Annotated in this window: 23 protein-coding genes; 8 read left to right on the forward strand and 15 right to left on the reverse strand. The window is 57.1% G+C overall.

Annotated elements, in window-relative coordinates; genetic code table 11:
• Positions 1-2: 2 nt before the first annotated feature.
• The 6 genes from ACQZQY_RS09185 to ACQZQY_RS09210 form a co-directional block, all read right to left on the reverse strand.
• Positions 3-971 carry a Csu type fimbrial protein gene (locus tag ACQZQY_RS09185; RefSeq protein ID WP_431296980.1) on the reverse strand — a complete coding sequence of 323 codons (969 nt, stop codon included), beginning with the start codon at positions 969-971 and terminating at the stop codon, positions 3-5.
• A complete protein-coding gene (locus ACQZQY_RS09190) occupies positions 968-3,517 on the reverse strand; it encodes a fimbria/pilus outer membrane usher protein (RefSeq protein ID WP_431296981.1) in 2,550 nt (849 codons plus the stop codon). The genes ACQZQY_RS09185 and ACQZQY_RS09190 overlap by 4 nt, the downstream gene beginning before the upstream one ends.
• 18 nt (positions 3,518-3,535) lie before the next feature.
• Positions 3,536-4,333: a fimbrial biogenesis chaperone gene (locus ACQZQY_RS09195; protein ID WP_136376439.1), complete on the reverse strand. Its 798-nt coding sequence runs from the start codon at positions 4,331-4,333 to the stop codon at positions 3,536-3,538.
• 17 nt (positions 4,334-4,350) lie between these two features.
• Entirely contained in the window at positions 4,351-4,872 is a 522-nt protein-coding gene (locus ACQZQY_RS09200) for a Csu type fimbrial protein (RefSeq protein ID WP_056774939.1), read from the reverse strand.
• Positions 4,873-4,880: 8 nt separating this feature from the next.
• Positions 4,881-5,399, reverse strand: coding sequence for a Csu type fimbrial protein (locus ACQZQY_RS09205; protein WP_122096330.1), 519 nt, complete (start codon positions 5,397-5,399; stop codon positions 4,881-4,883).
• A gap of 61 nt (positions 5,400-5,460) precedes the next feature.
• Positions 5,461-6,006, reverse strand: coding sequence for a Csu type fimbrial protein (locus ACQZQY_RS09210; RefSeq protein WP_056774943.1), 546 nt, complete (start codon positions 6,004-6,006; stop codon positions 5,461-5,463).
• Between the two features lie 421 nt (positions 6,007-6,427).
• On the opposite strand from ACQZQY_RS09210, the gene ACQZQY_RS09215 reads away from it, so the two are divergent.
• Positions 6,428-7,204: a YdcF family protein gene (locus ACQZQY_RS09215; protein WP_431296982.1), complete on the forward strand. Its 777-nt coding sequence runs from the start codon at positions 6,428-6,430 to the stop codon at positions 7,202-7,204.
• Here ACQZQY_RS09215 and ACQZQY_RS09220 read toward each other — a convergent pair.
• Positions 7,183-8,718, reverse strand: coding sequence for an MFS transporter (locus ACQZQY_RS09220; protein ID WP_431296983.1), 1,536 nt, complete (start codon positions 8,716-8,718; stop codon positions 7,183-7,185). The two genes, ACQZQY_RS09215 and ACQZQY_RS09220, sit on opposite strands and share 22 nt — an antisense overlap.
• 115 nt (positions 8,719-8,833) lie before the next feature.
• On the opposite strand from ACQZQY_RS09220, the gene ACQZQY_RS09225 reads away from it, so the two are divergent.
• Positions 8,834-9,715, forward strand: coding sequence for a LysR substrate-binding domain-containing protein (locus ACQZQY_RS09225; RefSeq protein WP_431296984.1), 882 nt, complete (start codon positions 8,834-8,836; stop codon positions 9,713-9,715).
• A 12-nt stretch (positions 9,716-9,727) separates the two neighbouring features.
• On the opposite strand, the gene ACQZQY_RS09230 is transcribed toward ACQZQY_RS09225, so the two are convergent.
• The 4 genes from ACQZQY_RS09230 to ACQZQY_RS09245 all read right to left on the reverse strand — a co-directional run bounded on the left by ACQZQY_RS09230 (position 9,728) and on the right by ACQZQY_RS09245 (position 13,342).
• The gene (locus tag ACQZQY_RS09230; RefSeq protein WP_122096333.1) at positions 9,728-10,858 is read right to left on the reverse strand and encodes an aminotransferase class I/II-fold pyridoxal phosphate-dependent enzyme; all 1,131 of its coding nucleotides are present in this window, start codon (positions 10,856-10,858) and stop codon (positions 9,728-9,730) included.
• Between the two features lie 28 nt (positions 10,859-10,886).
• Complete coding sequence (locus tag ACQZQY_RS09235) at positions 10,887-11,711, reverse strand: amino acid ABC transporter permease (RefSeq protein ID WP_056774879.1); 825 nt, start codon at positions 11,709-11,711, stop codon at positions 10,887-10,889.
• The gene (locus tag ACQZQY_RS09240) at positions 11,711-12,529 is read right to left on the reverse strand and encodes a transporter substrate-binding domain-containing protein (protein ID WP_414071565.1); all 819 of its coding nucleotides are present in this window, start codon (positions 12,527-12,529) and stop codon (positions 11,711-11,713) included. The genes ACQZQY_RS09235 and ACQZQY_RS09240 overlap by 1 nt, the downstream gene beginning before the upstream one ends.
• Before the next feature lie 153 nt (positions 12,530-12,682).
• The gene (locus tag ACQZQY_RS09245) at positions 12,683-13,342 is read right to left on the reverse strand and encodes a DUF1345 domain-containing protein (RefSeq protein ID WP_431296985.1); all 660 of its coding nucleotides are present in this window, start codon (positions 13,340-13,342) and stop codon (positions 12,683-12,685) included.
• 171 nt (positions 13,343-13,513) lie between these two features.
• On the opposite strand from ACQZQY_RS09245, the gene ACQZQY_RS09250 reads away from it, so the two are divergent.
• Positions 13,514-14,806 (forward strand): hypothetical protein, encoded by a 1,293-nt coding sequence (locus ACQZQY_RS09250; protein WP_056774890.1) that lies wholly within the window; start codon positions 13,514-13,516, stop codon positions 14,804-14,806.
• On the forward strand, positions 14,803-15,441 hold the full coding sequence (locus ACQZQY_RS09255) for a LysE family transporter (RefSeq protein WP_056774892.1): 639 nt from the start codon (positions 14,803-14,805) through the stop codon (positions 15,439-15,441). Before ACQZQY_RS09250 ends, ACQZQY_RS09255 begins: the two co-directional genes overlap by 4 nt.
• Here the strand turns inward: ACQZQY_RS09255 and ACQZQY_RS09260 are convergent, their stop codons facing one another.
• Both ACQZQY_RS09260 and ACQZQY_RS09265 read right to left on the reverse strand, forming a co-directional pair.
• Complete coding sequence (locus tag ACQZQY_RS09260) at positions 15,442-16,242, reverse strand: helix-turn-helix transcriptional regulator (RefSeq protein ID WP_056774947.1); 801 nt, start codon at positions 16,240-16,242, stop codon at positions 15,442-15,444.
• A 124-nt stretch (positions 16,243-16,366) separates the two neighbouring features.
• Positions 16,367-17,335 carry a GGDEF domain-containing protein gene (locus ACQZQY_RS09265; RefSeq protein ID WP_421670522.1) on the reverse strand — a complete coding sequence of 323 codons (969 nt, stop codon included), beginning with the start codon at positions 17,333-17,335 and terminating at the stop codon, positions 16,367-16,369.
• A gap of 574 nt (positions 17,336-17,909) precedes the next feature.
• Between ACQZQY_RS09265 and ACQZQY_RS09270 the strand changes: the two genes are divergently transcribed.
• A complete protein-coding gene (locus ACQZQY_RS09270; protein ID WP_217202849.1) occupies positions 17,910-19,271 on the forward strand; it encodes an APC family permease in 1,362 nt (453 codons plus the stop codon).
• A gap of 50 nt (positions 19,272-19,321) precedes the next feature.
• Here the strand turns inward: ACQZQY_RS09270 and ACQZQY_RS09275 are convergent, their stop codons facing one another.
• The gene (locus ACQZQY_RS09275) at positions 19,322-19,645 is read right to left on the reverse strand and encodes an AzlD domain-containing protein (protein ID WP_056774901.1); all 324 of its coding nucleotides are present in this window, start codon (positions 19,643-19,645) and stop codon (positions 19,322-19,324) included.
• Positions 19,642-20,310, reverse strand: a complete 669-nt coding sequence (locus ACQZQY_RS09280; RefSeq protein ID WP_431296986.1) for an AzlC family ABC transporter permease — start codon at positions 20,308-20,310, stop codon at positions 19,642-19,644. The genes ACQZQY_RS09275 and ACQZQY_RS09280 overlap by 4 nt, the downstream gene beginning before the upstream one ends.
• Positions 20,311-20,408: 98 nt before the next feature.
• Between ACQZQY_RS09280 and ACQZQY_RS09285 the strand changes: the two genes are divergently transcribed.
• The 3 genes from ACQZQY_RS09285 (at position 20,409) to ACQZQY_RS09295 (ending at position 24,478) form a co-directional block, all read left to right on the forward strand.
• Positions 20,409-20,957, forward strand: a complete 549-nt coding sequence (locus ACQZQY_RS09285) for a helix-turn-helix domain-containing protein (protein WP_122096339.1) — start codon at positions 20,409-20,411, stop codon at positions 20,955-20,957.
• A gap of 240 nt (positions 20,958-21,197) precedes the next feature.
• Positions 21,198-23,066 carry a beta-glucoside-specific PTS transporter subunit IIABC gene (locus tag ACQZQY_RS09290; protein ID WP_431296987.1) on the forward strand — a complete coding sequence of 623 codons (1,869 nt, stop codon included), beginning with the start codon at positions 21,198-21,200 and terminating at the stop codon, positions 23,064-23,066.
• Complete coding sequence (locus ACQZQY_RS09295; protein WP_431296988.1) at positions 23,063-24,478, forward strand: glycoside hydrolase family 1 protein; 1,416 nt, start codon at positions 23,063-23,065, stop codon at positions 24,476-24,478. The genes ACQZQY_RS09290 and ACQZQY_RS09295 overlap by 4 nt, the downstream gene beginning before the upstream one ends.
• Positions 24,479-24,497: the final 19 nt, after the last annotated feature.

The following is a 24,497-nucleotide window of genomic DNA, read 5'->3' on the forward strand; positions in this document are numbered from 1 at the left end:
TCCTAATAAGTCACCGTGACCGTCACCGTATCGCTGTACGCGCCTGCGGGCTGATTGCTTTGTGCCAGATTCACTGACGCGGTATACGGGAACGACTGTGATGTGCCGGAACCGGTCGCGCTGCTGTTGGTTGACGCGCTCCACACCGTGCTGTCGCTTTTAAATATCTGATATTGCAAATAACTGGTGGTGCCGTTGACCGTTGAGGCCATCTGCCGGTACTGGCCGGACCCCGTTACGCTGCTGGTCAGGTTGACGGAATAGCTGGCGTTGAGCGTACAGCGCACGCTGAGGGTATTGGCGACCACCGTCGTCAGCCCGGAAGGCAGGGCGGCGCTGCCAAAACCCACGTTCGGCGCGCTGTCGATATAGCAAAAGTTGGTGATGTTGAGCGTCAGGTTGACGGTACCGTTCACGTTGCCGCTGTCGGCAATGCACAATAATGTCCCGATGGCGACCGAACAGATGTTCCACGTCCAGGCGATGGGGACAGTGTCGGTATACGTCCCGGCGGCCAGATTGGACAACGTTTTTGGCATCACATAAATCGGCAGTGTGCTGTTCGGGCCGGTAAACAGCCCGAGCAGGCCGAGTGCGGTGGTGCTGTTCCAGGTAATCACGTCACCCTGGTTATAGACGGTGCCACAACTGCCGTCCTTGCACAGGCTGTACGGCAAATACTGATTAGTGGCTGCACTGTAAAGCCGTGGCTGCGTGCCGCTCGGATGTAGCGTGGCGCCAATTGTTGCCGTCACGATATTGGTGCCGCCAATACTGAGCAAGGGACCGTTACAGCTCAATCCGCTGCTGCCTTGCGTAATCAGCGGAGAAGTGCTGACCGCAAAGGAGTTCTGTGTACCGAGCGTAATGGTGCTTGCCGCCGTGGTACAGGCCGCCATCACCTGCCACGATGCGCCCAGCAGCCACATCAGCAATACGCCATGACGCATCCATGGCCTGAAAATTTTCATGATTTTTCTCCTGGCGTTGCGCCACCCGGACATGCCAGCGGGCCAACCTGCTCAATGCTGTGACGTTTAGGATCTAAAGTGAAACTGATCTGGCATACCGAACGGTCTTCCTGCCTGATATTCAGCACGTTGTTTTCCTGTAAGTGCGAGAAGTACACCAGCCCGTCGTAACCGGTGACGGTGGTTTGCTGCGTATTCTGTTCGGTGACCAGCGTGCCGGGCTTCAGCGGTTGTCCGGCGGCGTCGTGCAGCCTGATATTCGCCGACAGCACTTTCTCGACGTTAAATTTCACCACCACGCCGCTGCCTTGTTTCACTGCGATGCGGTCATTGACGTTATTAGCGACCACATCGGCGGGCAGCGGCAGGGTGTCGATTTCCACTTTGGCCGGATAATACGAACTGACGGTCGGGATCAGCAGGTGACCATTTTTATCGGTTTCGCCCATTTTCTGATTCTCGAACAGGACGGGCACACCGGCGTAGTGATCGGTATCGACCACGATAAAGGCGTCGTTGATCTTGTCGGAAAGGAACCAGTCATTGGCCATAAACACCACGGATCCGCTCAGATCTGCCCAGTTGGTGTAATCGCCCTGATTGCCGTAGAACCCGCCCTGAATCGTCGCGACGCGGGATTTCCAGGTGGCATCGGCCTGCTGATACGGATTATTGCCGCCGCTGTAGGCCAGATTCCAGCCGAGGCCGCCGTCGGTTGGCGTGGCTTTGCTGGCGCCAATCTGCTCCTGATAATTGCCCGCACTGTCACGCTGCACGCCAGCGTTCATGTTGATATTGGTGCCAAGCGGAATGATGAATTGCAGCTGCGCGCTGTAACCGTTATCGCCCAGCGTTTTATTGAGCGATAAAAACATGCTGCTTTGCCCCCACAGCGAGCGGCTGTAGGAGAAATTCACCAGACGGGTATGCGAATTGTCATAGGCTTCGACGTCGTAATAGCCGATGCCCATGGTGCCGTTGGCCGGGCCGAACGGCGAGGTGCTGAATGTCACCTGATCCGACTGACGGCTTAAGCGCGTATCGCTGGTGTAAGAGGTGATGTCCTGATAACCCACCGTGCGTTTTGAGCGCAGCGCCGAGAGGCTGAACACCGTCGAATAGTAGGAATAACCCAGCGTGTACTGGCTGCCGTCTTTTTTATCCGTCACGCTTTCGCCTGTCGGATTGAGGATCTGACCGCCTGAATTCGGGATGCCCGGCATCTGGCCGTTGTTATCGTAATCCGGCGTGTTGAGCGGAGTATCGCTGCTGACCGGCGGGTGATCGGCTTTACTCTGGCTGCCGGAAACGCTCAGTGTGCCCCAGGTGCCGACCGCGATATCTGCGCCGGCACCGCCCAGCGTCAAACCCTGAACCATTTCGGTATGGCCGGAGAGCGTCAGGTAATTGGTCAGCCCGTAACGGTAAATACCGCTGAAGGCCGCATCTGAATAATCACCGTTGGTGACGCCATAATTGTTGCGCACCGCCCCGAGGGACAAATCGAAATCGCTGAGGTTTTTACGCAGCAGCGTGTTGGACACGTAAAAAGGGACGCTGGTGGACACCTGACGCCCGACTGCGTCGGTGGTCACAATGGTCGCTTCACCGGCACCGTTGATATAAGGCACGTTAGTCAGGGTAAACGGCCCGGAATTCAGGTTGTTACTGCTGGCCTTGTAGCCATTAAGGAACAAATCCACCGTGGTTGGCACCGCCGCCGACCCGCTGTATTGCAGTAACGGATAGGTCACCAGATCCGGGCGCACGCCAAAGTTACGGCTGATCCGCACACCCCCCATGCGCGCCGAATTACTCCACGTCAGGGAATCGCTGACGAAATCCCCGACCTGATAGCTGATCAGGTTTTTCTCGTCGGTAAACCGCCAGAAGGTGTCGTAACGCAGATAGCCGTCCTGCGCGGTGCTGCCGCCCGTGTTGCCGCCCGTGTTGCCGTTGCCCGCACTGTCGATGTTATAGCGGTAAGTGCCGGTATTGGTGAGCAGCCCGAGGCTGCTGAATAACCGCTGTTCCATCCAGGTGGCGACGGATTTCGGGCCGCCGGGCGGATCGGTGTAGTACGAATCATAGTTAAACAACAGGCCGGTGCTGCTTTGCGACGGCGTGTAGTTCATCAGCGGATCGCCGCTGACAGTCTGATTGGGCAGCCAGGCATCCGGCACCGTTAACACCAGCTGCTGGCTGGCTGAATCGTATTTCGCTTTCACGTCCGGCAGTTCACCGACGTTAATCAGCCCCTGCTGTCCGTTAATGTGGATGTGATTTTTTGCCAGCACCCCGGCTTCGACGAAATAGGCGTTATTGCGATACGTCACCGGCACCACCTGATTATCCGTCTGGCCGTTGACCACAATCGACAGATAAAACATGGCGTCCGTGACCACCGGTGCCGCCCGCGGGGCATCGGGCAGGGAACCGTATTCCTGTGCCTGCGCGCTGAACGCACTCAGGCAAATCAGGCACAGGCTTCCCCGGAAACAGAGCGGTCGCTGCTGACCTTCACGGGGAAGACGTCTGATTGGCATCCGTTGCGGCTCCTGCTGTTATTCGCCGCGCGCAATGACAATCGGTTGGGTGTTGTCGGCAATCTGCGCATTCAGCTGCGCCCCCGGCGTCACGCCCGCCGGCACCGGCCAGCGCATCTGCTGCCCCGGCAACACGTAGCCCATAAAGCCGCCGACCATGGTTTTTACACCCTGTTTCTGGTTGCCGCTGGCTGACCAGAACACGTTGCTCAGACGTGCGTGAACGATGCCGGTATTGCGCACCTGCAGATAGTTTTTGCCGCCTTCCGAAACGGTGCGCCAGGTGAGGACAGGGCGCGTGGCGGTAGAGGCATCGCGTTTTACATCGGCGCGGTCGTTGGTCCACAAACCGCCGCCATCCATAAACAGCGGCAGCAGATAACGCATCTGCAATTGCAGCCCGACCACCGCTTTGTCCTGACCTTCACCGGCGCTGTTTAGCGGAGAAGGGATCTCGTCAATGATAATGCGGTACGCCTGCTCGGTATTGGCGGGCACCGGCGTGTTGCGGATCAAACGGATCAGCTGGCGCTGGCCCGGCGGCACGGTGGCAAAAGGCGGGCTGGCGACCACGTTGCTCTGATCGGCATACTTCTCGTTAAAATTCTCCTGCTTCCAGGCCAGCACGCGCACCTGCAACGACACCGGTTCCGCGCCCCGGTTTTCCAGCCACAGGGCGGATCCGTTCTGATCGGATTCAATAATCTGGTACACCGGCCAGACGAGCACCGAACTGGCGGCGTGCACCGCCGTACCGGAAAACAGCGCCACCGTCAGGGCCGTGGTGGCAATCATGCGTGAGAATATCGTCGTCATAGCTCATATCCTGATGATTAATAAGTGAGAGTCACGGTCACCGTGTCGGTGTAAGTTCCCGCAGTGGGTGACGTCGTGAAAGAAAACAACCGGCCATACACCGGATACGTTTGGGTGGTGGAGGGAAAGCTGCTGATGGTCATTGCCTGCGCGCCGGTTCCCCAAACCACGGTGCGCGCAGCATTCTGATAAAGCTGATAGGCCAGCGTTGCCGTCGCCCCGCTGTTGGCCATATAACGCCGGGCGGCAGATCCGCCGTGGATGCCGTAATCCATGCCAATCGCCACCGTGGTGCCGGGGGTGCAGGTCACCACAACGGAGCCTGCGCCCGACGTACTGACCACATCGACATTGGTGGGAACGGAAGGAAAAGAGCCGAAATTGAGGGTGCCCAGATTGGTGGTCGGGCTGGAAAGCGAGCTGCCGAAAACGCAGCCATTGGTCAGCGTTGCCGTTACGGTAAAGGTGGTGGTGGCCGTGGCGGCCAGCGCTGAGCCGCACAGCATCAGCAGCGGCAACAGCAGCAGACGGCCAGGCATGAACACCTCTACCAGGATACGGTGACATTCACCGTATCCTGATAAACCCCGGCAGCGGGCGTGACCTGCCCCGGAACGCGGCCATACACCGTGCTCCACTGGTCCGCGCCGTTGCCGGTTCCGCTCACGCCGGTGACGTTATCCCACACCGTCGTGCGTGCCGCCGTGGTGTAAAGGTTGTACTGCAGGGTCGCTGCGCTGTTGGTGGTGTTGACCATTCTGCGGGCAGTGACCACGCCGCTGCTGCCGCCATCCATCACGATTTTGTAGGTCAGCCCGTTCACGCAGTTCACGCGGATCGAGCCCGCCAGCTGCGCGCTGGTGGCATTGATGGCGCTGGTGAGCGACGCATAATTACCAAAGTTCAGCGTACCAAAGCTGGTGCTGCCGGACGTCGTGGTGCCCGCGCTGCAGGCGGGCAGCAACGTGGCACTGATGCCTATCGTGGCTGCCGGACTGAACGGGATGCGCAACTGCATCGACACCAGCAGGGCAGCTGGCAGGAGCAGCAGTACCTTGATGTCCATGATCTTTCCTTCCTTGAATCAAAAGCCAGTCAGAGGCGCAACCGACTCTGATGGAAAACGCTTACCAGGAAAGAGTGGCAACAACGGTATCGTTATAGGTGCCCGCAGCCGGTGTGGTGCTGGTCTGGTCAGCAGGCAGCACGCGGCCATAAATCGGGATATTTTGTGCAGCGGTGCCCGTCCCGAGCGTGATCGGCGTATTGATGGCGATCTCGGTGGTGCGTGCGGTATCGGAATAGAGGCGGTAAGGAATGCTGTTGCCGCTGGAGGTCATGGTGCGCAGCCCGCCGGTTGCCGCCAGTCCGCCGTTGAGTGACAGCGTCGGGGTCAGCCCGGTGCTGCAGGTGATGGTGACCGCGCCGGTGCCGTCCGCACCAAACACCGTACCGTTGATGACGCTGGTCAAATCGGCGTAATTACCGAAGTTCAGCGTACCCCACTGGTTGGTGCCGCCGGTGGCCGTGCCATTACCGACGGTACAGCCGGTACTGATGGTTAACTGAACGCCCACTTGCCCTGTTAAAGTACCGGCCGCCTGTGCGCCTGCGGACAGCGCTAAGGTTGCCGCGGCCAGAATAGCCGGAAATAAAGAATGTTTATCGCCCATGATGACTCCCAATAACTGCTTATACACTGGTGTGCATGCATGCAATCGCTTTGCGGCTGCATGTGGAAATCCTCTGGTGGTCAATTTAAAAGCATAAAAAAAATAAAAAGCATCAGTCATTCAGCCGGGATTTGCGTTTTACACTCAAGCAAAAGGGATCCCTGACCGCAGGCGCGTGGTGTCCCACGTCGCTACAGTTAAATATAAGTTAATAAATTTACCTTAAGAGGATCTTTACGCCATTTCGATGAATAAGGATAAAAAGACTAATAAAACAAAATTAATGGTTTTTTATTCCGGTTTAATGGCTTTTTTTATGTTTAATGATGGGCGTCACGCCGCGTAACCGTGAGTTTTTTTAACCATTTTTTGAGTGGTGTTATAGGTTTATGATGGCTGCCCTTATCTGACGGAGGCTGCAATGTTTTCTGACGCTGTGATTAACGATATAAACCGGCTGGCGCGTTTTCTCTCTTTTGATCAGACCCAAGGAAAAGGGCCAGCGGGAACCCCTTCGCTGCTGATCCTGCTGGGTAACGCGATTTTACCGACCGCCGAAGCGGCGTTTGAGGCGCTGGCGCAGGGCCGGGTTTCACGTTTGCTGATTGCCGGAGGCGTCGGCCATTCCACGCAATTACTCTGTCAGACGGTGCAGGCGCATCCGCGTTACCGGCACATTCCCACTGCCGGGCGCAGTGAGGCGGACATTCTTAATGACATCGGCGTGCAGTGTTTTGGCCTGTCGGCGGACCAGATATTGCTGGAAACCGCGTCAACCAACTGCGGCGACAATGCGGTGCAGGCGCGCCGCGTGCTGGAAGCCGCAGGCGATACCCACACCCGGATTACCCTGACGCAGGATCCGCTGATGCAGCTGCGCACCGACGCCAGTTTCCGCCACGTCTGGCGCGACAGGCCGGACATCACCTTCACCAGCTGGCCGACGCTGATCCCGCAGCTTGAGCGGGCAGGCGACGGGCTGCGGTTTGCCGGCGGTCATCAGCAGGGGATGTGGTCGCTGCCGCGATTCGCGTCGCTGCTGCTGGGGGAAATCCCCCGTCTGCGTAATGCGCCGGGCGGTTATGGCCCGCGCGGTGCGGGCTTTATCGCTGAGGTCGACATCCCCGCCGACATCGAAGAAACCTATGCCCGGCTGCGGCCGGTACTGGAAGCCGATTACGGCGACAGATCTTTCTGACCGGCGGCGGTGACCTGGTCGCTTTCCTGATGATTGCCTTTCAGCGCCAGCAACACCACCAGCGCCGAAAACAGCGTGATCGCCATCAGGCACAGCAGTAACGGATGCAGAGAGGCGGCATAAAGCTGCTGAAGCTGCGCGGTGCTGGCTTCAGGGATCAGCTTTTGCGTCACCGTCAGATTACCGGTCGCCAGCCGCTGCGCCGCCTGACTGAGTTCGCCGGAGCTGAAATGTGCCGCCAGCGCGCGGTGGCTCATGGCCGCCAGGATCGCGCCGACGATCGCCAGCGAAATGCCTTCCCCCGCCACGCGTGTGGTGCTGAAAATACCGGTCGCCATCCCCGCGCGCTCTTTTGGCACCACGCTGACCGACAATCCATCCATCAGCCCCCACGGCAGGCCGGTGCCGATGCCGATAAGCAGCATCGGGGCGATCATCGCCGTGACGTTTTGCGCCAGCACCGCCTGGCTCAGCCAGCCTAAACCGGCGGCGGCAATCACCAGCCCGGCGGTGCACAGCACCCCGGCTGAAATCCAGCGCGTCAGCCACGCCGCCAGCAACGGCACAATCAGCATCGGCACGGAAAGCGCCATCATCATCAGTCCGGCGCGCTCTTCGCTCAGGCCTCTCACGCCGATGAACAGCATCGGTAAAATCACCAGCAACACCACAAAACAGAAACCGGTCGCCAGCGGCAGCGCCTGCACGCCGATGAAGCGGATATAGCGAAAAAGAGAGAGATCCAGCATCGGTTGTTTGACCCGCAATTCCACCCCGACAAATAACACCAGCAACAGCGCCGCACCGGCCAGCAGCGCAACAACCTGTGTGCTTTGCACGCCGTATTGCGGGATCGCCATCAGCGCCCAGGTGAGCAGCGCCAGCATCGCGGTAAAGGTGACGGTGCCCGGCCAGTCGATGCCGGACGCCTGCGGATTGCGGGTTTCCCGCATTTTTGATGCGCCGGTCAGCAGGGCGATCAGCGCAATCACCGTGGCGGAGAAAAACACCGCGCGCCAGCCGAAATGAGCAATCAGCAGGCCCGCGAGAAACGGCCCGAAAGCCAGACCGACGCCAAAACTGCTGCCCATCAGGCTGAACGCGCGGGTGCGCGCCGCGCCGTCGAACTCCTGCGCCAGTGCCGCCGCGCCGCCCGCCAGCGCACCGGCGGCGGCGATGCCTTGCGCGCCACGCAGCACATCCATCCACAGCAAACTGTTGCTGAACGCCTGCAATAACGACAACAGCGCAAACAGCGAAACACCGCTGATGAACACTTTTTTACGGCCAATTTCATCGGCCAGCGCCCCGGCGGCCATCAGAAAACAGCCGAAGGTCAGCATAAAGGAATTGGTTATCCAGCTCAGCGCCTGCGCGCTGCCGCCGAGTTCACGGGCAATCGCCGGTGTGGCTACCGCGCCGCTGACAAAATTGAGCGGCAGGATCACAGCGGCGATGCACACCGTTACCAGCACCCTGAGGCTGCCAGCCGGATGGGACGAGGATGTATTCATGATTTCTCCAGAAAGTGGTGTATAACGATGATGATAAAATGTCGGCAATCTGGCGGAAACAGGCTGGAAGTCCGATGATTCAGGACGAAAACGCTCGAATAAACGGGAGTGGAAAATGGAAAATCTGAACGGCCTGCTGGCCTTTGTGCGGGCGGCGCAGAGCCAGAGTTTTGCGGCGGCGGCGGAGCGCATGGGCATATCGGCGTCGGCGGTCGGCAAAAGTGTGGCGCGGCTGGAGGAAAAACTCAGTGTGCGGCTGTTCAACCGCAGCACGCGACGCATCAGCCTGACGGATGAAGGCCAGCTGTTTTTCGAGCGCTGCCAGAATATTGTCGCGCAACTGGAAGACGCCGAGCAGGAACTGGTGCGGATTTCCGCCGTGCCGCGCGGCAAGTTGCGCATCACCGCGCCTGCCATCGGTTACCGCATGTTGTTGCCGCACCTGCCGGAGTTCCGTCAGCGCTACCCGGAGGTCGAACTGGATCTGGATTTCAGCGACCGGATGGTGAATGTCATCGACGAAGGGTTTGATATCGCCATCCGCAGCGGGGAACTGAACAGTTCGCAGATGATGTCGCGCCGCCTCGGGCCGTTCCGTTTTGTGATTGTCGGCGCTGCCGCTTATTTTGCCGAACATCCTGTACCGCTTACCCCTGACGATCTTTATCAGCACGCCTGCCTGCGCTACCGGTTTCCAGGCAACGGCCAGTGGCAGGAATGGGAGATGACCAGCGCGATGCCGCCGGAGCTGCCGCTGGCGCTGAGCAGCAACAATCTGGAATCGATTTTACAGGCGACGGTGCAGGGCCTCGGGCTGGCGTATGTGCCGGAATTTATCGTGCGGCCTTATCTGGCCTCGGGCGAGCTGATCCCGGTGTTGTCACCCTATCTGAAAGAGGGCGGCAAATTCTCGGTGGTGTGGCCGAGCAGCCGCCATATGCTGCCAAAAGTGCGGGTGTTTATTGATTTTCTGACCGAAAAGCAGGTGCTGGACTGAGCCGTTTTCCCCTTACTGTTTATCCAGCCATTTGCCCATTTCGCCCAGCGCATCGTCGAGATTCTCCCGCCCGAAACCGATGCGCAGGAAATCTTCAGACACGGCGTTGAGCGCTGAACCGTAGGCGACGGAAGGGATCACCATCACTCCCGCTTCTTCCACCAGCCGCGTGGCGAACGCTTGCGCCCCTTCTGCGCCGGTGTAACGGGGAAAGGCGAGCACACCGGCTTTCGGCACGCTGAGCGTAAACAAGTGCGGGTATTTCGCCAGAAACGTCGTGAGTGTCGCCAGCTGGCGGCGCGAACGTTCCATGACCCGTTCCAGAATGGGCGCACGGGCGTTGAGCGCGAGGGCCGTCAGGAACTCACCGGGCATGGAATTACAGATCGACAAATACTGCTTCATGCGCTCCAGCTCCAGCATCCAGGCTTTATCCTGACAGGCTACCCAGCCGATACGCAGCCCCGGCAATCCGTAAGCTTTCGAGGTCACGTTCAGCGAAATGCCGCGTTCGTAAAGATCAGCGAGCTGCGGCAGCCGGTCAGCAGGGTCAAATTCGGTCAGCCGGTAGACTTCGTCAGAGAAAATCCAGATCCCCCGCTCGCGGCACATTGCGACCAGTTCGTCGAGTTGCGCGCGGCTTATCAGCGCACCGGTCGGGTTGTGCGGGAAATTTATCACCAGCACTTTGGTGTTGGCGCGCAACGCTGCCCGCACAAGACCGGTATCCAGTGCCCAGTGGTTATTTTCATCCAGCGCCACGCCGGTCACTTCGCAGCGCGACATCGGTACGCTTTCCAGCGACTGATAATTCGGTGTGATGACCACCGCGTGATCGTCCGCGTTTAGCAGCATCTGGAAACTGGCGTAAATCGCTTCATCGGCCCCGGCAAAACTGATCACCTGCTGCGGCGTGATATGCCGGTACGTGGCGGCGATCGCTTCGAGCAGTTCCGGCGTACCGCGCAGGGGCGGATAATCCAGCTGGGTTTGCATAAACGCCGCGCGATGCTCTTTCCCCGCCAGTTCAAACAACGTATCGATGCTCATCGATTCGGGATAGGAGGAGGACAACGGGAAACGGACGGCGTGTTCGAGGCGTGAGAGATAGCTGATTAAACGAAAATCTTCAGGAAAAGACATGGCGTATCCGTGATGAAAAAGGGCGAAATTAGCGGCGATGGCCTTGGGCAAAACGGCGCTCGAGGCGGCTTTGCAGCAGTTCTAACACAATCGACATGATCCAGTATATCGCCGCAGCGGTGGCCAGCATTTCCATATACCGGTAGGTGCTGCGGCCATAGGACTGCGCCAAAAAGTTAAGTTCCCACAGCCCCATCAGCGACACCAGCGAGGAATCTTTCAGCATCGAGATAAACATCGACCCGGCGGGCGGAATAATGATGCGCAGCGCCTGTGGCGCGGTGACGTGCACGGCCACCGTCCAGCGCGAGACGCCGAGCGCCAGTGCGGCTTCCTGCTGACCGCGCGGCACCGAGAGCACGCCGCTGCGGATCGTTTCCGCCAGATACGCGCCGTAGTTCATCGACAGCGCGATAATGCCGGAACTGAGTGCGCCGAGCACAATCCCCACCTGCGGTAACGCCAGATAGATAATCAGTACCTGCACCAGCAGCGGTGTGCCGCGAAACAGCGAGGCGTAAAACGTCGCGCAGCCAAACGCCAGCGCGTTATCGGACATCCTGCCCAGCGCGGTGATAAGACCAATCAGCAGACAGAAAAACATCGAGCAGGCGGTGATCATAATGGTCAGCGCCGCGCCCTGAATAAAGCCGTCCGGCGACAGGCGCAGGCCGAGCAGGAACGGCAGTTTCTGGCTAATCAGGCTCCAGTCCAGCCCCATTTTGCTGAACGTGCCGAGCAGCAGACTGAGCAAAATCAGCCACGTCAGCCCGGTTTTGAATTTAAACGCGTGTGCCTGGTGCCAGCGTTCGGGCGTTTCCACTTTCGGCTGGCTGTCCGGGATTTGTGGCATCAGGGTACCTCGTGGGTGATATCTTCACCCAGCCAGTGCTGGGAGATTTTAGCCAGCGTGCCGTCGTCGCGCAGCGATTTGATGGTGTCCGCCACTTTCTTATCCCATTCGGCGTCGCCTTTGTCGGTCGCGACCCAGTTTGGTTCCGCATACAGTTCGGTGACGATTTTGAACATCGGCGCGCGTTTGATGCGTGCGTTAGCGGTGGCTAAATCGGACACCACGCCGTCAAGGCGCACACCCGGCCCGAGTGCCAGATTCTGGAACGCCACTTCTTCATCGCTTGGAATGACATGAACGTTATCAAACGGGAAGTTGATGGGCTTGCTGCCGGGGATCACCAGCGTTTTTTGCAGATACGTTTCGTAGGTTGAGCCGATGCCGACACCAATCTTTTTATTGCTCAGGTCGGCCGCCGATTTTATGCGGTCGTCTTTCTTATTGACCACTAACACTGCCGGAGAGTTGTAGTACGGCGTCGGGAAATCCAGCACTTTGGCGCGCTCGCTGTTTGGCGTCATTGAGCAGATACAGGTATCCCAGCGCCCCTGCCATTTACCGCCGACAATGGTTTCCCAGCCCGGCGCGATGATCTCAAGTTTCACGCCCATGCGCTGTGCCACGGCTTTTGCCACATCAACGTCAAAACCGGCCAGCTGGTTATTGTCATCAATAAAGCCGAACGGCGGATAGTCATTCACGATGGCATTGCGCAGCACACCGGTTTTCGTGACGCGATCCAGCGTGGTGCCTGCCAGCGTGGTGGCGGAAAACAGCGTGGTGGCAAGGAGTGTCAGAGCAATAAACGAAGTGCGCATAAGCAGATCTTTCCTTAAATGTAACCAAACCAGGAGAATATTGTAAAAACCTACACTAAGTTTTAGACGTACAGAAGTCTGAATGCACGGTTTTCCGGCTTATAGTGATCTCTGCCGGAAATTTACCTGATGGCAGTGAATTGCTTTGCGCCGCTAATTTAACAACCCCGCGCCCACGTTAATCGACAGCCCCAGGATCGCCAGATTAAAGACGAAAGAAATCACCGACTGTAACAGGGCAATCTGCCGCATGTCGGTGGTGCCCGTCTCCACGTCGGCAGTCTGTGAGGCCACGGCAATGGTGAAAGAGAAATAGAGAAAATCCCAGTAGCCGGGCAGTTCGGGCTTCTCCGGGAAAATCATCGGCGCCACCCCTTTGCTGCGGCGCAGATAATGATGATGGGCGTAGTGCAAGGCGAAAGAGGTCGGCAACAGCGCCCACGACGCGATAAGCGTGGTCGCGGTGAGCAAAATGTGCAGCACGCGTGGCGTGCCGGTCAGATCTTTCAGCGTACCGAGCTCCATCAGGATCGCCAGAATACTCACCAGACAGGTGAGGGTGACCATGCTCAGCACCAGCGTGGCGCTCTCATCCTGCGTTTTGGCGATGTGCGCAATATCCTTCGCTTCGGTGCGCAACATGCGAAACCACAGGAAAAACAGATACAGCCACGCCAGCACGTTCCAGCTAATCAACAGCCGCTGCAACAGCCCGAGCTGGGCAGGAAGAATAAAAAAACAGACCAGCCCGGCCAGAATCGAGAACAGCAGCCGGGTACGCACCTGAAGGTAATGTTTGAGAGAAAAGCTCATGGTGTTAAGCGCTTAGCAAGGAGGAACCTGTGCTTCAACTGTAGTCGCAGATTGCGGTGTTGTAATGCCACCGGGTGACACTTCCTGACGTCTGCGCAATTTCTTCCAATACCCGCTGTGATGACAGTGATGTAGTGAACTACCTCTCACGCGTACACAGGATTGGAAATCATGTTTACTACGTCATTCTGGCCAGCTGCGGCGGCCTATCAGGTTTCAATGATGGACCTGGATGTTCCGCATCATATCAATCCTAAAGCGGTGCAAACGATCCACTATTGTCTGCGCCTGACCGAGGCGATCAATCAGCTGGAGGTCACCTGCGAAAGTCGTTTGCTGGATGCTTTGCGTGAGGAAATGGCTATCCAGTGTTTCCGCCTCGCGCCGCTGTTTGACGATCCGGATACCCGGCGGGGGCTGTTTCTGCGCGCCGAAATCCTGGCGGACGAATCAAGTGGCAAAACGTTGCTGCCGCAAATTGCCGGTCTGAATGAACAGCAGCTGGTGCTGGGCATTGGCAAAACCTCAACGTGGATTGGAAAATCGAAGCAAAGTTATTACTCGTCGTGGTTCGGCGAGCCCGCGCCGGTGTTGCAGGAAATCTCTGACGTGATGGACAGTCTGTTTCCGGAAAGCCTGCTGTTTCTGCAAAAAGAGATCGCCGCCGATTTACTGGCGCTGCCGGGCTGCGCCTACAAAATCATCACTCTTTTCGGCATTGCCGGAGAAGCCAATACCTATCCGAAACACTTCGCCTATTTCTTCCCGGAGGACGAAGGGCTGAAGCATTCCCCGGTCAAACGCACCGTGGTGTTTGCCAATACCTACCTGCAACTGTTCGAAATGTTCTCCCGTACCGAAGCCGTGCGCCTTGGCTGGGCGGAAGAGGATTTGCCGGAAAGCCACGTCTGCCAGCGTTATCTGATCGCCTGGTTCCGCGGGCATGATCTGGGGCATTCGCTGGTGCGTAACGAAAACGTCTTCCCGATGCTCAGCAAGATTGATCGCTGGGGATCGATGATGGTGCAGGAAGCGCTGGCGGATCAGTTTGGATTGCTGATGTGCCTGACGCCACAGGTGGCTGACGGATTACAGCTCGACAGAAATGTGCTGGCGCGGATCTACTTCCTGGAAATTCTGCGCTATTTGCGTCGCGGGCCGTCGAGCTACCCGGATGCCGGAGCGGCGTGGATCCAGTTTAACTATTTACGTGAGCACGGTTGTATCGAACTCTCGGCGGAGACGATCGGTTTCCACCCTGAGCTGTTCTTTACCCAGATGGCAAACCTGACCCGCATGATGAGCGAAGAATTGCTGGGCGGCGACGCCGCGCGCGCAAAAGAGTTTATGCAGCAGTATTGCCCTCACAACAATCCGGAAGATGTGGAGATCCTGATGGCGCGTCTGGGCACCACCAACGACATGATTGAATACAACCAGATGATCAAGAGAGTCCCGCTATGATGCCGTTTTCCAATGGCTTTTTACTCAGCCTGTCGCTGTGTCTGGACATCGGCATCGCCAATATCGCCATGATCACGCTGGCAATGCAGCGCGGCTATTTTCACGGTTTCTGGCTGGGGATCGGCACCTGCATTGGTGATCTGATCTACGCGGTGCTGGCGCTGGCGGGCATGACGATTTTGCTGCAATACCAGAGCGTGCGCTGGGTGCTGTGGGTGGGCGGCTCGATGATGCTGATGTGGTTCACCTATAAAATGATCCGCGCGGCGATGGCGCCTGCGGAGGATATGTCCGCCGGGGATAACGGCCAGCCGCGGTCGGTGATGCGTAATTTCGGGCGCGGCGTGGTGCTGGCGATGTCATCACCGACGGCGATCCTGTGGTTTGCGGCGGTAGGCGGCGCGCTTATCTCGCGCATGGGGCAGGGCGGCACAGCGGAAGCGTCCTGGTTCCTGACCGGTTTCTTTATTGCCGGTGTGTTCTGGACCATCGTGCTGTGCTGCGTCGGCAGTTGGGGCGGGAAAATGCTCGGCACGAAAATGCTCAAATACTCTTACGTGGCTTCAGCGATCATCTTCTCGTATTTCGCCATCTACGTGGTGATTTCCGGCTATCGCGAATTTATTCTGGTGTGATCAGCCGCGCGCGGCAGAGCCATTGAGCGACTGCGAATACAGGTGGGGAGTGATCCCCATCATTTTTCGGAACGTGTTGATGAAATGGCTTTGATCGTAAAAACCCAGGCTGATGGCGACATCCAGCGCATTGTTATTTTTACGCAACTGATTACGGGCCTCGAGTAAACGCAGCTGCATATGGTATTGCAGCGGCGGCATGCCGATGTGCTGGCGGAACAGCCGCACAAAATGGAACTTACTCAGCCCGCTGACCTGCGCCAGCGTGTCGAGATGGATCTTGCGGGTCAGGTGGTCGCGCATAAAATCGAGCGCCAGCGTGACCGGCCGCAGCGACTGCTCCTGCTCTTTCGCCGGTTCTTCCAGCAATGCGCCCAGCAACCACAATAAATTTTGCTCCTGATCGTCGTCGTTCAGCGTGCGTTTGTAATGGCGCAGCGCGGAAAACAATGCGGGATTACTCAGCACGCCTTCGGTCAGCACCGGCGCGCAGTGATCGGATCGCAGATTGTGATCGACGGATATCTGCCGCAGCAAAGACTGGGGGATGTGCACGCTGAGAAATTCCACTTTCTCATCGCCAAACAGCGATGACTGAACGGTGGACGGATTGTAGATGGTGATTTCGCCGGCACGGACCAGCTCGGTTTTGCCGTGCAGCCAGATCTCTTCCGTTCCCGTCAGATTGGCGCTGATCACGTATTCGTCGTGAGTGTGGCGCGGGAATGAGGAATTGCTCGCGGTCAGATGCGAGCACTCGATATCGTTTGCCATCGTCCATTCAGAAATAGAAAGAGACACGTTACGCTCCACGAAAGATTGCTGTGCTAAAAAGACGACTCAGACATGGCATGGGTTTTTCTTATGCGAAATTTATAGCACAAACTTTTAACAACAAAAGTGAGGAACATTCATCAGGGCCGCCTTACGCCTGCAAACGGATGTCTTCAGTACCCAGCATCACGCCATTCTTTCCGTGATGTTTTATCGCGTACATGGCACGGTCGGCGAGCAGCAGCGCCTCGCTGAAATCACTCTCGCCGGACACTTCATCAATCCCAATCGATGCGCCAATGTGTGCGTTGCCGTTATCAAGTTCAAACGGGATGGTGGCGGCATCCAGACAGGCCTGCGCTACCCGTTTGACCAGCGGATGGTTCAGCCCGTAGGGCATCAGCAACACAAATTCATCGCCGCCCAGCCGCCCCGGAATAATGCCCGGCGGGCAGGCTTCCCTGAACCGCTGACTCAGCCGCATCAGCACCTCGTCACCGCTGCGATGCCCGAGGGTGTCGTTCACATGCTTAAAATTGTCCAGATCGATAAACGCCACACACAACGGACCGCTGTTTTTTAACGCCGTAAATTGCTGGTGTAACGCGTGGCGGTTGGCCAGACCGGTGAGCGGATCGTGATTGGCCAGCGTCGCCAGTTGCTGTTCGTAATGCTTCTCTTTGGTCATGTCGATGTGCGTGCCTGTCACTTTCAGCGGACGCCCCTGGTCATCCCACTCGGTCACCCGGCCACGGTCCAGCACCCAGGTCACGGTGCCATTTTTGGCCTGCATCCGGTGCAGCGCTTCGTAAAACGGCGTCTTCCCTTCCAGATGATTGTAAAAAGCCGCCAGCACATCGTCTTTATCCTCAGGGTGTAAATGTTCGCGCCAGACTTCAAAGCGTGCGCTCAGTTCTTTTGGCTGATAGCCCAGCATGGCGCCCCAGCGGCGGTTAAAGATCACCAGTTTCCCGCTTGGGACGTCGAGCTGCCACAGGCAGAGCCCGGTGCCGTCCAGCGCCGCACTGAGCTTATTTTTGGCATCGTGCGCAATCCGTTTCAGCCGGGCGTTATGCTTTTTCAGGTTCTGGAGTTGAAGCTTCAGTGAGGATTCAGACATTTCTTACTTTTAGAGCAAATAATTTTCATTCTTGCCACATGTCTGTCTTTTGTAAACCGGGAAGCCCAAAAAGAGCGTGTCGCGCCAGATTTTCAGATTTTGCCCATACCCTGGTCTGAGGTGGCTGAAGGCGCGGGGGCACAGATGCAATGTTAAATAATGCGTGCGGAGGTTATTTTTTAATGTCCAATGCTGCCGCTTTATAAAAGCAATAACCGGACAATTCTTTTTGTTTTACATATTAAAAACAATTAATAAACCCGCAGGGAAAGGTATTTGGCAATACGTGCCAGATTTCGCTGAGTATTTTATTTAATCCCGGTGTGAGGCCTTCTTCATCTTGTCATTTCCCTGGTTATTAGGGCAAAATATGCGCCCCGCGAATCGGGGATGACCCGTTTAAAAACTTCATTCAAGTACACATTCTTCTTACAAGAAAACATTCAAAAACCAGAGGCCGGGCTTCGTACCGGATAGATATTTACTTTCAAATACCGACAGTCATGTCGCAAGGAAACATAAATGGTGCATCACTCTTTTTATGTGGCGTTCTCCGTCATGGGAATTAAACATCATGTCAGATAACGTCGTCACAGGCAGCACTTCCCGCGTGGAACTGCGTAAAACGCTTACGCTGATTCCGGTTGTGATGATAGGCCTGGCCTACATGCAGCCCATGACCCTGTTTGATACGTTCGGTATTGTCTCTGGCCTGACCGACGGCCATGTGCCTACGGCTTACGCTTTCGCGTTAATCGCCGTGCTGTTTACCGCCCTGAGCTACGGCAAACTGGTGCGCCGCTACCCTTCGGCGGGGTCGGCGTACACCTACGCACAAAAAGCCATTCATCCGGTGATCGGCTTTATGGTCGGCTGGTCGTCATTGCTGGATTATTTATTTGCCCCGATGATCAATATCCTGCTGGCAAAAATCTATTTTGAAGCGCTGGTGCCTTCCGTACCTTCGTGGATATTTGTGATTGTGCTGGTCGGGTTTATGACGATATCGAATTTACGCAGTATTAAAACCGTCGCCAATATTAATACGCTGGTGGTGGTATTGCAGATCATTCTTATTACGGTCATTACCGGCATGGTTATTTACGGCGTGAATCACGGCACCGGCTATGGCACGCTGGCCAGCACTAAACCTTTCTGGGGCGAGCACGCGCATACCGTACCGATGATTACCGGCGCGACCATTCTGTGTTTCTCGTTTACCGGTTTTGACGGTATCAGTAATTTATCCGAAGAGACGAAAGACGCCGAGCGGGTTATCCCGAAAGCAATATTCCTGACGGCGCTGATCGGTGGCGTGATTTTCATCGGCGCGACCTATTTCCTGCAACTCTATTTCCCGGACATTTCCAGCTTCAAAAACCCGGACGCCTCTCAGCCTGAAATCATGTTGCAGGTGGCGGGCCGTGCGTTCCAGTTCGGCGCGCTGATTTTTTCCAGCATCACCGTGCTGGCTTCCGGCATGGCGGCGCACGCGGGGGTTTCCCGCCTGATGTACGTGATGGGCCGCGATGGCGTATTCCCGAACCGCTTCTTCGGTTATGTCCATCCGAAATGGCGCACGCCGTCATTCAACGTGATTCTGGTGGGCGCGATTGCTTTGCTGGCGATCAACTTTGACCTGGTGACTGCCACGGCGCTGATTAACTTCGGTGCGCTGGTGGCGTTTACCTTCGTGAATCTGTCGGTGATTTCCCAGTTCTGGATCCGTGAAAAGCGCAACAAAACGTTGATGGATCACCTCCAGTATCTGTTCCTGCCAATGTGTGGCGCACTGACGGTCGGCGCGCTGTGGCTGAATCTGGAACAAGGTTCGATGATCCTCGGTCTGATCTGGGGCGCTATCGGATTCATCTATCTGGCCTGTGTCACCAAAAGCTTCCGCAATCCGGTGCCGCAGTATGAGGATGTGGCGTAACTTTGCTGCTTTAGAAAATGGCTCCTGAAACGGAGCCATTTTTGTTTCTGCTATTCCACACCGAGCCAGCGCATCAGCGCCGTGACCACCGCCGCCGCGAGAATAATCACGATAAGCGGTGCCTTCCGCCATGCTAAAAACAGCGCCACGCCGACCCCCGTGATGCGGGCGAATCCGGCAAAATGTGCCCCCTCAAACAGCGCCGACGTGGCGGCAACGGCCAGTAATAAAATGGTCGCGGAATCCGATAACATTGTCTGCGTCGCGGGCGACAGCGTCAGGCGCGAACCGAGTCGGTAACCGGCCACGCGCAGGATAAAAGTGCCGGCTGCCAGCAAAGCGATACCGGCCATCCAGAGCGAATGCTGCGTCATTTTTTATGCCTCCAGGCCAGTAATCCGAGCAGGGAAAACAGCACCGGTATGCCGGCTGCCACAAAAGGGACGGCCATCACCGAGATCAGCGCGCCGCAGGACGCCGGGATCAGCGTTCTGCGTTGCCTGAGTGCCGGAAAAATCAGCGCCAACAGGATGGCCGGGAAAACCGCATCCAGGCCGATCGCCCTGATATCGGGAATAAACTGCCCGATGAAAGCGCCGGCAATCACGCTCAGCGGCCAGAACAGGGCGATCCCCAGACCGCACAGCCAGTAAGCCATTTTACGTTTTTCATGCGAGGGCTGGGAGATGCCGAACACGACGCTTTCGTCATTCATGAGGTGGCACCCCAGCCAGCTGACGTGTTTGCGGCCCACCAGATCTTTCACGGCAATACCGAAAGGCAAATGCCGTGCGTTAACCAGTAATCCGGCCGCCGCCGCGGCAAACGGGCTGCCGCCACCGCCGACGATGGCGATAAACAAAAATTCCGAAGCGCCGGCGAGCACCAGCAAAGAGAGCGCCAGAGGCACCCACAGCGGGAAGCCGCCTGCCACCGCCAGAGAACCATAAGAAATACCGACCAGGCCGTCGGCCAGGCAAACCAGAAAGATGGCTTTTACCACATCATTGCCGAGAGGCGCAAAGAGCTGCTTACGCATGATTAAATCCCATAACGAACGAATATCCATTATAATGAACGTATCTGAATCGTTCTTCAAGTCGAACGATCGTTCGTTATGTAAATCAGGGTGTCGCCATGTCTCAACCTATCAGCGTTATTTCTAAAGGTCTGGTGCGCGAACGTCAGCGTACCGGGTTATCACTGGCAGAAGTGGCCCGCCGGGCCGGGATTGCCAAATCGACGTTGTCGCAGCTGGAAGCCGGGAACGGCAATCCGAGTCTGGAAACCCTGTGGGCGCTGTGCGTCGCACTGGATATTCCTTTTGCACGGCTGATGGAGCCGGAACTGAGTAAAATGCAGGTGATCCGTCGTGGCGAAGGCCCGACGGTGATCGCAGAAATGGCCGATTACAAAGCGGTATTGCTGGCAACGTGCCCACCGGGCGCACGCCGGGATATCTATCTGCTGACCACTCAGCCGGGCGCAGACCGCATTTCCAGCCCGCATCCGTCGGGCTCGGTGGAGCACATCATTATCACCCAGGGCCGCGCGCTGGTCGGGCTGGTGGGATCGCCGGTCGAGCTCAATGCCGGCGACTATATTTCCTATCCGGCAGACGTGGCGCACATCTTCAGGGCGCTGGAGCCGGAGACGATGGCGGTGCTGGTCTCGGAGCAGAACTGAAGGCCGGGTTTTTAAATAGTTCGTGATGCCACTCGCAAAAAGTCATTTTCGCTGTTGCTGACCTGACAAGGGTATGGCGATACTTCAGGCGCAACGGGTTATCACCGGTTGCCAACGCATTTTTATTGAGGCGTGTTACTGCTCAGGCAGGCAAGACCAAAATAAGAATGCACTTCTCCTTAGGGGAGGTGCATTTTCATTTTGGTCTTTTTTTTTGCTTTTTTTCACCGGGGAAAACCTATGGATTACACACAGCTGGGCAGTGAAATTTTAACGCACGTCGGCGGCAGGCAGAACGTCAGTAAACTGACGCATTGCGCCACGCGTTTACGGATGGAATTCAATGATGACGCGAAGGTGAATGCGCAGGCCATCGAAGCGTTGCCGGGGGTGATCAGCGTGGTTCAGCGCGGCGGTCAGTTCCAGATTGTGGTGGGTAACAACGTGCAGCAAACGTTTCGCGCAATGCAAAAAGAGATCGGGGATCTCAGCGGGCAGGCGGGCGGACAGCAAAAACAGAAAGCCAAAGGCGGGATCATTTCGCAGATCATCAGCGTGATTTCCACCACCTTTACGCCGGTTATTCCGGCCATCACCGGTGCGGGGATGATCAAGGCGCTGCTGGCTATTTTGAAACTCACCGGCGTCATGAGCGCCGCCAGCCCGACCTACCATCTGCTCGACACCATCTCTGACGCGGCGTTTTTCTTTCTGCCGGTGCTGCTGGCCTACGGCGCGTCGATCAAATTTGAATGTAACCCGATCCTCGCCATGACCATCGCCGGGGCGCTGTTACATCCCAATCTGGCGCAGATGATGGCCGCAGGAACGGCGATCGATTTCATCGGCATTCCGGTACGTCTCGCCGATTATGCCGGTTCAGTATTGCCGATTATTTTCACCGTCTGGCTGATGTCGTATATCGAACGCTTCGCCGAAAAAGTCTCACCGACCATGATTAAATTCTTCACCAAGCCGATGATCATTTTACTGGTGACGGCACCGCTGGCGCTGGTGGTTGTCGGGCCGTTCGGCATTTTCCTCAACGACGTGGTCGCCAGCGGCGCGGCCATGATTGATGGCAAAGCCAGCTGGCTTATCCCGATGCTGATGGGCGGGTTGCAGCCATTCCTGGTGATCACCGGTACTGCATGGGCCATGACGCCAATTGCGACCGGCCAGCTCAGCAAGAATGGTTTTGAGATGATCAACGGCCCCGGCATGCTGGCTTCCAACATCGCTCAGGGCGCGGCAACGCTGTGCGTGGCGTTTCGCACGAAAAACAAAAACCTGCGTCAGTTAGCTTCTTCGGCCGGGTTTACCGCGCTGCTTGGGATCACCGAACCCTCGTTATACGGCGTGACGTTAAAACTGCGCAGGCCGCTTATCGCCGCGATGATCGGCGGCGGATGTGCCGGTATTTATGCCGGGCTGAGCGGGCTGGTGCGCTACGCGTTCGTTTCTCCGGGTCTTGCCGCGTTACCGGCATTCATCGGTGAAAACCCGATGAACATCGTTCATGCCCTGATTACCTGTGCCATCGCCATCGTGGTGACCTTTGCGCTGACCTGGATTTTAGGCTTCGATGATCCGGTGGAAGAGGCGACTGAAACGCAGGATACGGCACGCCTTTCCGGCGATCGGCAGCAGATCCTCAGCCCGCTGGCCGGTGAAGCCGTGGCGCTGGATCAGGTCAGTGATGATGTGTTCTCACAAGGGCTTCTGGGGCAGGGCATCGCGATTATCCCGCGTGAAGGGCTTTTGCGCGCGCCGGTTGATGGCGAAGTGGTGACTTTCCTTCCCTCCCGCCATGCGGTCGGTATTCGTGGTGATAACGGCGTCGAAATCCTGATGCACATCGGTATTGATACCGTCAGTCTGGGCGGTAAGCATTTTACTTCCGCCCTTCAGGTCGGGGACCGGGTGAAAACGGGCGATGAGCTGGTGCGCTTTGATATTCCTGCCATCACCGCGCTGGGATACGAGATCATCACACCGGTTCTGGTGGTGAACAGTGAAGCCTATCCGCAGCTGATGTGTCGCCAGCCGGGTAACGTCAGTTTCGGAGAAACCATCATCACGCTGAATACCGCCAAGGAGAACGCATGATTTATCAGAAGCTGCAGGGGTTTCCGGAAGATTTTCTGTGGGGCGCATCAACGTCGGCTTATCAGGTGGAAGGCGCATGGGACGAGGACGGCAAAAGTCCGTCGGTGGTCGATATGCTGGTGCATCCGGCTGACACGGCAGATTTCACCGTCGCCAGCGATCATTACCATCGTTTTCGTGAAGACGTTGCGCTGTTCGCTGAGCTTGGGCTGAAGGCCTATCGCTTCTCGGTGGCCTGGACGCGCATTCTGCCGCAGGGCACCGGCGAGGTTAATCAGGCCGGGCTGGCGTTTTACCAGCAACTGATCGACGAGTTACGCCATCACGGCATTGAACCGGTGGTCACGCTCTATCACTTTGACCTTCCGTATGTGCTCGAACAGCAGGGCGGATGGGCGAACCGCACGACGATTGAAGCCTTTGTGCAATATGCCGACGTGCTGTTCACGGCGTTTGGCAGCAAAATAAAATACTGGCTGACCATTAATGAACAAAATACGCTGATTCTGCATCCGGGCGCGATCGGCTTGCCCGAGGGCGGGGAGTTACCCACGAAGCAGGTGTTGTACCAGCAAAATCATCACATGATGGTGGCGCAAGCCAGAGTCATGGCGCTGTGCCATCAGCGGTGCCCCGCCGCGAAAATCGGCCCGGCGATCAACACCACCTCGATGTATCAGGAAACCTGCCATCCGCTGGATGCCATCGCCGCCCATAACTGGGAAACCCTGCGCGGCTGGAGTTTTCTGGATGTCGCGGTGCATGGCCGTTACAACGCGCTGGCGTGGCGTTATCTTGAAGATCGCGGCCTGACGCCGGTGATGGCGCCGGAAGATGCCGCCATACTGTTGCAGGGGAAACCGGATTACATCGCCATCAATTACTATTCCACCGCGACCATTGCCGCCAGCCGTGGCGATGCGTCTGATATCAGCGCGCGGGCGGGCGACCAGCAGATTATGCTCGGTGAGCCGGGCGTATACCGCGCGGCTGACAATCCGTTTGTGGATAAAACGCCGTACGGCTGGGTGATTGACCCGGTGGGCCTGCGGCTGACCTTACGCAAGGTCTGCGAACGCTACCATCTGCCCATTCTGATCACGGAGAATGGCATTGGCGCACCGGACACCTTGCTGCCGGACGGATCGGTGAATGATGTTTATCGCATGACGTTTATGCGTCAGCACATTGAGCAGATGCAACTGGCGATTAACGACGGCGTGGCGCTTATCGGGTATTGTCCGTGGGCGGCCATCGATGTGGTCAGCACCCATCAGGGTTACGCCAAACGCTACGGGTTTATCTACGTTAACCGGGGTGAAAAAGACCTGATGGATCTGCGGCGTATCAGAAAAAACAGCTTTGGCTGGTATCAGCGAGTCATTGCCTCAAACGGCGTGCAGCGCGATTAACACAGAGGATTTTGGCTGA

Source organism: Rahnella sp. PAMC25559, from assembly GCF_050632365.1.
Taxonomy (GTDB): Bacteria; Pseudomonadota; Gammaproteobacteria; order Enterobacterales; family Enterobacteriaceae; genus Rahnella; species Rahnella rivi.

What these genes read in the sequence shown, in the direction of transcription:
- ACQZQY_RS09235 (WP_056774879.1), bottom strand. Translation starts at nt 11,711, where the DNA reads ATGCCACAAATCCCGGACAGCCAGCCGAAAGTGGAAACGCCCGAACGC.
- ACQZQY_RS09265 (WP_421670522.1), bottom strand. Translation starts at nt 17,335, where the DNA reads ATGTCTGAATCCTCACTGAAGCTTCAACTCCAGAACCTGAAAAAGCAT.
- ACQZQY_RS09220 (WP_431296983.1), bottom strand. Translation starts at nt 8,718, where the DNA reads ATGAATACATCCTCGTCCCATCCGGCTGGCAGCCTCAGGGTGCTGGTA.
- ACQZQY_RS09225 (WP_431296984.1), top strand. Translation starts at nt 8,834, where the DNA reads ATGGAAAATCTGAACGGCCTGCTGGCCTTTGTGCGGGCGGCGCAGAGC.
- ACQZQY_RS09250 (WP_056774890.1), top strand. Translation starts at nt 13,514, where the DNA reads ATGTTTACTACGTCATTCTGGCCAGCTGCGGCGGCCTATCAGGTTTCA.
- ACQZQY_RS09240 (WP_414071565.1), bottom strand. Translation starts at nt 12,529, where the DNA reads ATGCGCACTTCGTTTATTGCTCTGACACTCCTTGCCACCACGCTGTTT.
- ACQZQY_RS09245 (WP_431296985.1), bottom strand. Translation starts at nt 13,342, where the DNA reads ATGAGCTTTTCTCTCAAACATTACCTTCAGGTGCGTACCCGGCTGCTG.
- ACQZQY_RS09190 (WP_431296981.1), bottom strand. Translation starts at nt 3,517, where the DNA reads ATGCCAATCAGACGTCTTCCCCGTGAAGGTCAGCAGCGACCGCTCTGT.
- ACQZQY_RS09195 (WP_136376439.1), bottom strand. Translation starts at nt 4,333, where the DNA reads ATGACGACGATATTCTCACGCATGATTGCCACCACGGCCCTGACGGTG.
- ACQZQY_RS09200 (WP_056774939.1), bottom strand. Translation starts at nt 4,872, where the DNA reads ATGCCTGGCCGTCTGCTGCTGTTGCCGCTGCTGATGCTGTGCGGCTCA.
- ACQZQY_RS09270 (WP_217202849.1), top strand. Translation starts at nt 17,910, where the DNA reads ATGTCAGATAACGTCGTCACAGGCAGCACTTCCCGCGTGGAACTGCGT.
- ACQZQY_RS09210 (WP_056774943.1), bottom strand. Translation starts at nt 6,006, where the DNA reads ATGGGCGATAAACATTCTTTATTTCCGGCTATTCTGGCCGCGGCAACC.
- ACQZQY_RS09295 (WP_431296988.1), top strand. Translation starts at nt 23,063, where the DNA reads ATGATTTATCAGAAGCTGCAGGGGTTTCCGGAAGATTTTCTGTGGGGC.
- ACQZQY_RS09275 (WP_056774901.1), bottom strand. Translation starts at nt 19,645, where the DNA reads ATGACGCAGCATTCGCTCTGGATGGCCGGTATCGCTTTGCTGGCAGCC.
- ACQZQY_RS09255 (WP_056774892.1), top strand. Translation starts at nt 14,803, where the DNA reads ATGATGCCGTTTTCCAATGGCTTTTTACTCAGCCTGTCGCTGTGTCTG.
- ACQZQY_RS09280 (WP_431296986.1), bottom strand. Translation starts at nt 20,310, where the DNA reads ATGCGTAAGCAGCTCTTTGCGCCTCTCGGCAATGATGTGGTAAAAGCC.
- ACQZQY_RS09185 (WP_431296980.1), bottom strand. Translation starts at nt 971, where the DNA reads ATGAAAATTTTCAGGCCATGGATGCGTCATGGCGTATTGCTGATGTGG.
- ACQZQY_RS09285 (WP_122096339.1), top strand. Translation starts at nt 20,409, where the DNA reads ATGTCTCAACCTATCAGCGTTATTTCTAAAGGTCTGGTGCGCGAACGT.
- ACQZQY_RS09290 (WP_431296987.1), top strand. Translation starts at nt 21,198, where the DNA reads ATGGATTACACACAGCTGGGCAGTGAAATTTTAACGCACGTCGGCGGC.
- ACQZQY_RS09230 (WP_122096333.1), bottom strand. Translation starts at nt 10,858, where the DNA reads ATGTCTTTTCCTGAAGATTTTCGTTTAATCAGCTATCTCTCACGCCTC.
- ACQZQY_RS09215 (WP_431296982.1), top strand. Translation starts at nt 6,428, where the DNA reads ATGTTTTCTGACGCTGTGATTAACGATATAAACCGGCTGGCGCGTTTT.
- ACQZQY_RS09205 (WP_122096330.1), bottom strand. Translation starts at nt 5,399, where the DNA reads ATGGACATCAAGGTACTGCTGCTCCTGCCAGCTGCCCTGCTGGTGTCG.